Source organism: Variovorax sp. P4_D9, assembly GCF_056401695.1.
The window spans coordinates 1-6,942 of the sequence record NZ_JBFUIU010000483.1; the positions used below are offsets into that span (position 1 = coordinate 1).

The 6,942-nt window shown below is 66.8% G+C and carries 5 protein-coding genes and 2 pseudogenes; 2 read left to right on the forward strand and 5 right to left on the reverse strand.

All coding sequences use genetic code 11. The features are described from left to right. Both AC1DY5_RS36040 and AC1DY5_RS36045 read left to right on the forward strand, forming a co-directional pair. A pseudogene (locus AC1DY5_RS36040) lies at window positions 1–413 on the forward strand (winged helix-turn-helix domain-containing protein); the annotation flags it as partial. A 266-nt stretch (window positions 414–679) separates the two neighbouring features. Further along, window positions 680–895: pseudogene (locus AC1DY5_RS36045) on the forward strand (Tn3 family transposase); the annotation flags it as partial. A gap of 104 nt (window positions 896–999) precedes the next feature. On the opposite strand, the gene AC1DY5_RS36050 reads toward AC1DY5_RS36045, so the two are convergent. The 5 genes from AC1DY5_RS36050 to AC1DY5_RS36070 form a co-directional block, all read right to left on the reverse strand. Beyond that, window positions 1,000–2,898 (reverse strand): acyl-CoA synthetase, encoded by a 1,899-nt coding sequence (locus tag AC1DY5_RS36050; protein WP_478119280.1) that lies wholly within the window; start codon window positions 2,896–2,898, stop codon window positions 1,000–1,002. A gap of 24 nt (window positions 2,899–2,922) precedes the next feature. Then, entirely contained in the window at window positions 2,923–3,897 is a 975-nt protein-coding gene (locus tag AC1DY5_RS36055; RefSeq protein ID WP_478119281.1) for an alcohol dehydrogenase catalytic domain-containing protein, read from the reverse strand. A 40-nt stretch (window positions 3,898–3,937) separates the two neighbouring features. After that, the gene (locus AC1DY5_RS36060) at window positions 3,938–5,614 is read right to left on the reverse strand and encodes a bifunctional 3-(3-hydroxy-phenyl)propionate/3-hydroxycinnamic acid hydroxylase (protein ID WP_478119282.1); all 1,677 of its coding nucleotides are present in this window, start codon (window positions 5,612–5,614) and stop codon (window positions 3,938–3,940) included. After that, window positions 5,611–6,567 carry a fumarylacetoacetate hydrolase family protein gene (locus AC1DY5_RS36065; protein ID WP_478119283.1) on the reverse strand — a complete coding sequence of 319 codons (957 nt, stop codon included), beginning with the start codon at window positions 6,565–6,567 and terminating at the stop codon, window positions 5,611–5,613. Before AC1DY5_RS36065 ends, AC1DY5_RS36060 begins: the two co-directional genes overlap by 4 nt. A 19-nt stretch (window positions 6,568–6,586) precedes the next feature. Then, the coding region (locus tag AC1DY5_RS36070; RefSeq protein ID WP_478119284.1) for a VOC family protein at window positions 6,587–6,942 on the reverse strand (356 nt) is incomplete at its 5' end.

Genomic DNA, 6,942 nt, shown 5'->3' on the forward strand with positions numbered 1-6,942 from the left:
CATCGAGCGTCTGTACGGCGTGTCCTTCAGYGAAGTGCATGTCTGGCGCATCCTGGGCGCACTGGGGTTCAGCCCGCAGAAGCCCGAGAAGCGGGCGATCGAGCGCAACGAGGATGCCGTGCGCAACTGGAAACGCAGTACCTGGCCGGCGCTTAAAAAAAGCCCAGCGAGAAGGACGGCTGATCGTCTTCGTGGACGAGTCGGGCATCAGCGAGCGCCCCACCCGTGTGCGCACCTGGGCGCCCAAGGGACAGACACCCATCATCCAGTTCCATTTCAACTGGACTCACGTCTCGGTCATCGCCGGACTCACACGCACCAACTGCCTGTTCCGGCTGCACGAGGGCAGCATCAAGAAGGAAGAGATCGTCGAATTCCTCAAGGCGCTGAAGGCCCTCAGTTACCGAACTCTCCGGATGTTCTTTGCAGAATCTGTCGATATGAGCAAACATGGCTGGAAAGTCGAGCGCTCCTTTGACCTCGTACGCCTTCTGAATAGAGTAGATATTGTGCGCGGTGACGAAACCTGAGAACCAAAATCCGAGGGCTGCGTCAAACGACGGGTTTGGAGTGCGTCGCGCGCTAATTTACGACGCGCAACCGGCGCCTCCTGGCCCGAAGACGGTCGCGCTCTGCGCAAAAAATGAACTAGAAAATAAAGCTGCAGCGATGATGATGAATCGCATGTTTCCTCCAAAGTGAACCCGTCATTCTTCATTCCCTAGGGTTGCTGAGCAACACCGTGAATACTACCGTCGCGAGGACGTTAGGTTGGGACGAACTGTTGCGACTCGCAGCATCGATTCGATCTGGACGCGTCTCTGCATCCCTGGCGCTGCAACGCTTCTGCTCGGCCGCGCAGGGCGATCCGGCAGCGAATCATCTCGGCAGGCTGCAACCCCAGATCGCCGATCAGACGGATCGCCGCGGCTGGCGAGATGTCGAGCTCGCGGGCGCACGCAGCGAAGCCGTTCTCGGCAACCGCCCGCTCGAACACCTTCATTGATCGCAGCACGACACTTCGAAGCGGAACGGGAACTTGCCCAGGACCTCGCGGGCGATGCCGGCGGTCGCGCTGCCCGCCACCGCAATCTCCACCTGAATCCCGAAACGCGGGTCGTTGATGACCTCGAGCCGAGAGGGCGGGGCGCCCGCATCGTGCAGCGCCGTGCGCAGCGCATCCATGATCTCGCGCTGCCTGAGCTCGGGCTTGAAGATCTTGCCGACGCCGGTCAGGGGCATGGCCGCCACCAACCTGATCGCCTTCGGTATCGCTGCGCGCTCGGTGATCTGGTCCCTGGCGAAGGACAGAAGCTCGTCCTCGGTCGCGTGAACGCCGGGCTTGAGCTGCACATAGGCGACTGGCAGTTCGCCCGCATGCAAGTCGGGACGACCGACCGCGGCGGCGAGTTGGACGGCCGGATGACGGTGCAGCGGCTCTTCGATGCTTGCAGGGTCTATATTGTGGCCGCCCCGGATGATGAGTTCCTTCTTTCGGCCGGTCAGGTAGAAGTAGCCATCCGCGTCCTGTCGGCCGAGGTCGCCGGTGTTCAACCAGCGCCGGCCGTCGTCAAAATCCAGCCAGAGCCCTTTGTCCTGATCGGGGTCGCGATAGCCGGCAAACACATTGGGACCGCTGATCGCAAGCACGCCTGCCTCGCCAACCGCGCAGTCGCGCACGTAGGTCCCTGCGTCGTCCAGCATGACGGCTTTCATGGACTGCAAGGGCACGCGCAGCCCGATCGATCCGGTGCGCCGCTCGCCCAGCGGAGGATTGCAGGTGCTGACGCAGGTCCCCTCGGTCAGCCCGTATCCCTCGAGGATCTTCAGCCCCGTCAACTCCTGGAAGGAGCGCATCAATTCCACCGGCATCGGCGCGGCCCCGCAGAGCCCGTATTCCAGCGAACTGAGGTCGCGGTCCTGCGTCGGCTGCTGCATCAGCGCCGCATAGACCGTCGGAACGCCACTGAAGAAGTTGATCCGGTGGTGCTCGACCAACTCCCAGAAGTGCTTGATGACACCATCGCCGCGATAGCCCGAGGGAGTGCCGATGATCACGTGTGCGCCGCGTGAGAAGGGCAGCAAGCCAGTGACCAGGACACCATTGACATGGAACAGGGGCAGACCACAGAAGAGGGTCTTCCCCGCCGAGATGCCATCGCCGAGTAGCTGGCCGGTGCTCCACGCGTTGGCGACCTCGTTCGTGTGCGCGCGCATCGCGATCTTGGGCGCGCCGGTGGTGCCGCCGGTGCAGAAATAGGACGACCGGTCGCTGGGACGGATCACGCGCCCGCTGACGAGGCGGTCTACCGGCTGCAGGCGCAGCCCTTCCGCGAAGTCGTGCACACTGAAGCGATCCCTTGCCTCGCTCGGAGGCACGCCCGCAGTCCCGGCGACCTGAGGAACCAGGTCGACCAGCACAACGCGTTCGAGGCTGCCGACGCGGCCGAGCAACGGCTTCAGCCTCGACCACAGGTCCATGCCGGGAAGGGGWGCCAGCGTGATGAGCACCTTCGCTTCGCCAGCGGCGAGCAGCTCGACGATGGCTGCGGGCTCCAGCATGGGATTGATCGCGAACGCGATGCCGGCCGCCTGGCCGCCCCAGACCGCCAGATGCGTCTGCGGCAGATTGGGCAACGCGAAGGCGATGACATCGTCGGCGCCGACGCCCAGCTCGTGGAGGAAGTTGGCCGTGGCCGTGATGCGAGAGAACAACGTCTCGTAATTCCAGACTTCTGGCCGCGCATGATCTTCGATGCGAGGGAAGAACGATAGCGCCGGCGCTTCGGGGTGGGCGCGCGCTGCGGCGCCGATCATTTCGTAGGTGCTGTCCGGCAGGAGGCCGTCGTGCTCATTTTCGAGAGCGAGCAGGTCTGCGATGGAGGCGATTCCGTTCATGCTTTCACCAAAATGACATTGGCGTCACGGCAGGAGAACCGCTCGGCCGGGTTGGCCGGCCGACACGTGGTCGAACGCGGCGATGGCGTTGTCGAAGGGCACGGCGATGCCGATCGGCAGCGCGAACCTTCGGGCTCTAACGCCCTCGGCGAGCGCCTCGAGGGCCTCCCTGTCGGGCTTGAAGATGGTCCAGGCATAGCTGGCCTTTGGCGTGCGCGAAGCGACGATGGCGCGGACCTGGTTCCAGTCGCGGCGACTGGCCCACGCCCCACCCACCCATCCCAGGCGGTCGAAGTTCGCGAGTAACGGGTGCACCGTGGTCGCATGGCCCATGGCCCGCGGGCCGAGGCGCGACGCAAGCAGAGGATCGTCGTCCCAGTTCGCGAAGTTCAGCACCACGTCGAAATCCGAGTGCAGTGACTCGATGCAAGACGGGCCGTGCTCGACGGCCACCTTGGCACCGAGGTCCAGGGCGGCCTGACGTTGGCCTTTCGCACAGATCGCAGTGATCTCACTGCCCCAGGGGCGAAGCACCTGCATGGCCAACCGCCCCAGGCCACCGTTGGCGCCGTGGATCAGCACGCGGGCCCGCTGCGCGCTTGATGGGGTGATTCCGGCCGAGCGCAGGGCGAGCCACATCGTGGTGAACGAATAGGGCAGCACCGCGAGCGCGGCCGGATCCGCGTCTTTCGGGGCGCGCAGCAAGAAGTCCTGCGGCACGACGACGTGTGATGCATGCGCGCCGCCGGCCCGGCCGGTGCCGAGCTGACCGAACACGCGTTGCCCGCGCGCGAAGCGGGTCACGTCAGCGCCGAGGGCTTCGACGACGCCCGCGACGTCGTTGCCGAGCACGAGCGGAAAGCGCGCCGCGCCCTTGAGCCCCAGCAGGCGACGGCCGTAGCCGGCCGCGCGCTTGACGTCGATGGGGTTCACCGAATTAGCCAGCACTCGCACGAGCACCTGGCCTGTGCCGGGATGGGGCAACTCGACGCTGCGCACTGCCAGACGCGGCGGCGTGCCGGCCTCGGTGCAAACCAGTTCACGCCGCATGCTTGACCTCCTGGATGGGGTAGGCGGATGTCGGCCATGTCGCCGCAGCAGACGACGCGGGCGGCGCGACGAGTTCGAGCGCTCGCGACAGCATCGTCTCGGCCTCGGATGCCGGCCCTTCGGCCAGCACGCAACGGTCGGGCCTGACGATAGCGACCCAGCCGAGTGGAACCCGGCGTGGCAGCAGGGCCTCGTCGAGCGCCTCCAGCCGCTGCGCGGGCGGCGCGAGATGCAGGGCCTGCGATCGCTGGCACCACTGCCACACCCGTCCCCCTGCAGTCTGCCAGCGCAGCAGCAGCTCGGCCGGCAACCCGGCTGACGGATCCACGCCAAAGCCGATGAGCGCCCATTGCAGTCCCAGCGCGTCGTCGCTGAGAAGTGGTCCGCAGCCAGTGGCCGGCCGGACCCAGCCTTGCGGCAGCATGCCACCGGCACGCAGCCGCTCGCTGCCGCGCACGCGCCAGAACAGGCCCTGGTCGAAGGTGTTCTGCGGCTTGACCTTCATGTCCTCGAACACCGCGCGGCCAGCCGGCAGCAGGCGCAGCAGGCTCATCAACCCATGCACGGCGAACGCGGCGGCGCGGTTCTGCGGCATCACGATCGCGCCGAGCATGCGCGCCAGGCGGATGATCTTCCTGGCGTGGGGCCGTCGCTCGGTGTCGTAGCTGTCGAGCACTTGCTCGCTCGCCTGGCCGCGCACGACCCAGGCGAGCTTCCAGGCCAGATTGGCCGCGTCGCGCAGCCCGGCGACCAGGCCCTGGCCGGCGAAAGGCGGCGTGATGTGCGCGGCGTCTCCGGCGAGAAAGCAGCGGCCCTTGGAGAAGCGCTTGGCCTCGCGCGCATGGAAGCGGTAGACCGCCGTGCGTTCGATCCGGATGCGCTGGCTGTCGCACCACGGCGCGAGCAAACGCCGCACCGACTCCGGCCGCTCCATTTCTTCCGGCCGCTCGCCGGGGCGCAGCATGAACTCCCATCGTTGCCGTCCGCCGGGAGCCACCATGCGCGGCGTCGGGCGCCGCGGGTCGCAGGTGAACTCGACATGGTCGATCGGGTTCGGCACGTCGAGCGCATCGACGATCAGCCAGTCCTGGTGGAAGCTTCGGCCTTCGAAGTCCAGCCCCAGCGTACGGCGCACCAGAGAATTCGCGCCGTCGGTGCCCACCAGGTAGCGCGCACGCACATAGGTCTCATTGCCGACCGCGTCCTCCAGCCGTGCCTGGACGAACCGGCCATCGTCCACGAAGTCCGCGAGCTCGCTGCCGAGCCGCACTTCGATGCCCGGGTATTGCGCGAGCTTCTCGCGCAGCAGGCGCTCGAGCTCGGGCTGGTAGAAGGTGACGAGCGCCGGGTGGCCGTCGATGATGCCGGCGCTGTTGATGCGGGCGAAGCGGCCGAACAGCGGGGACCGGTACTGCACCTGCGGGATGGCGACGGTCTCGAACTCGCCGTCGCGCACACCGGCCAGTTGAAGTATGCGCAGCGCCTCGTTGTCGAGCGCGATCGCGCGCGGCTTCTCGAAGATGGTGGTCGCCTTATCGATGGCCAGCACGCGCATGCCGTAGCGGCCGAGCAGATTGGCCAGCGCCGCGCCGACCGGGCCGAGGCCGACCAGCAGGATGTCGGTGTCGAGCCGCGGCACCGTGGGATGGGAGGATGTCGTGTTCATGGCGCGGTGATGGAGGTCGTCTGTTCGCCGAGGTCGATGGCGCCGTCGTCGGTGCGGATCGACGCGCTGATGGTGTCGCCCGGGCGCAGGTAGGCCGGGTTGGCGCGCCCCTTGCCGATGAACATCCGCCACTTGCCGGCGTCGCTGAGCAGATGCCTTAAAACGAACATCGCGGCCTTGCCGGGGGCGCGCGCGGCGCAGCCTGCCGGCGTGCCTGTGGCGATCAGGTCGCCGGGGAGCAGGTCCTGAAGCGCCGCAAGTTCGGTGAGCGTGCCCGCGGGGCCGTGGATCATCTCGGCGCAATAGGCGTCCTGCCGCGTCTGGCCGTTGACCGCTAGGCGCATGCGCAGCTCGGGCCAGCGCGCCCATTCCTGCGGCGTCAGCAGCACCAGTCCGGGTCCGACCGGGCCGAAGCCTCGATAGCTCTTTCCTTTGTAGAACTGGCCCTGCGGCAATTGAACGTCACGCGCCGAAAGGTCATTGACGATCGTCACCCCCGCCAGCCACTGCGGCAGGGCGTCGGGGCCGACCTGTGTGCCGGCCGGCACCGGAGCGCGCAACACGAGACCGAGCTCGATCTCGTAGTCGAGCAACTGCACATGCGCGGGGCGGGCCACCGGCGCATCGGCCGCCGTGATGCTGGAGGGCGCCTTGGTGAAGATCGTGTTGAACGGGAAGTCTTCGATGCGCAGGCCCGATTCGGCGATGTGGCTGCGATAGTTGACGCCCTGGCAGATGAACTGCTGGTGACGGGTCACCGGCGGCAGAAGCTGGACGCGCTCGAGCGGCACCATGGCCTGTGCCGCCTCGGTGGCCCACAGCAACTCCCAGTGGCTGGAGAGCAGCTCGCCGGTGCTGGGCACATCGACTTGCAGGGGGGCGATGAGGCGCMCGAATTGAACACCCCATCGGGGCGTGCCGCCTTCGGCGTAACGAATGATTGTGCGTGACATGAGTCTGGTTTGGGGAGAGTTAAAGCCAAGGGCGCGCGGGCGCATCGAGTGCCGCGCTCATGAGGTTCAGTCGCTGCGGCGTGATGGCCTTGCGACGCACGAGCTTCAGCACGTGCAGAAGGGTGTGCAGATTCTTCCTCGGCTTCATCGAGGCGGGCGCGTCGGGGCCCCAGGCCCAGATGCCGCCGAATTCGAGCGGCGAGTAGGCGGTCTCGACATCCGCGGTGAAGACGTCGCCATCCGTGTAGTGCTCGTACTCGAAGCCGTCGGGATCGAACCAGTAGTCGAAGAGCTGGCTGCCGAGCAGGTGGCGGCCGATGCCCCACATGTGCCGGTGGCCCTCGGCGCGCAGCACCTGCTGCCCCTGTCCAAGCG

What these genes read in the sequence shown, in the direction of transcription:
- AC1DY5_RS36060 (WP_478119282.1), bottom strand. Translation starts at nt 5,614, where the DNA reads ATGAACACGACATCCTCCCATCCCACGGTGCCGCGGCTCGACACCGAC.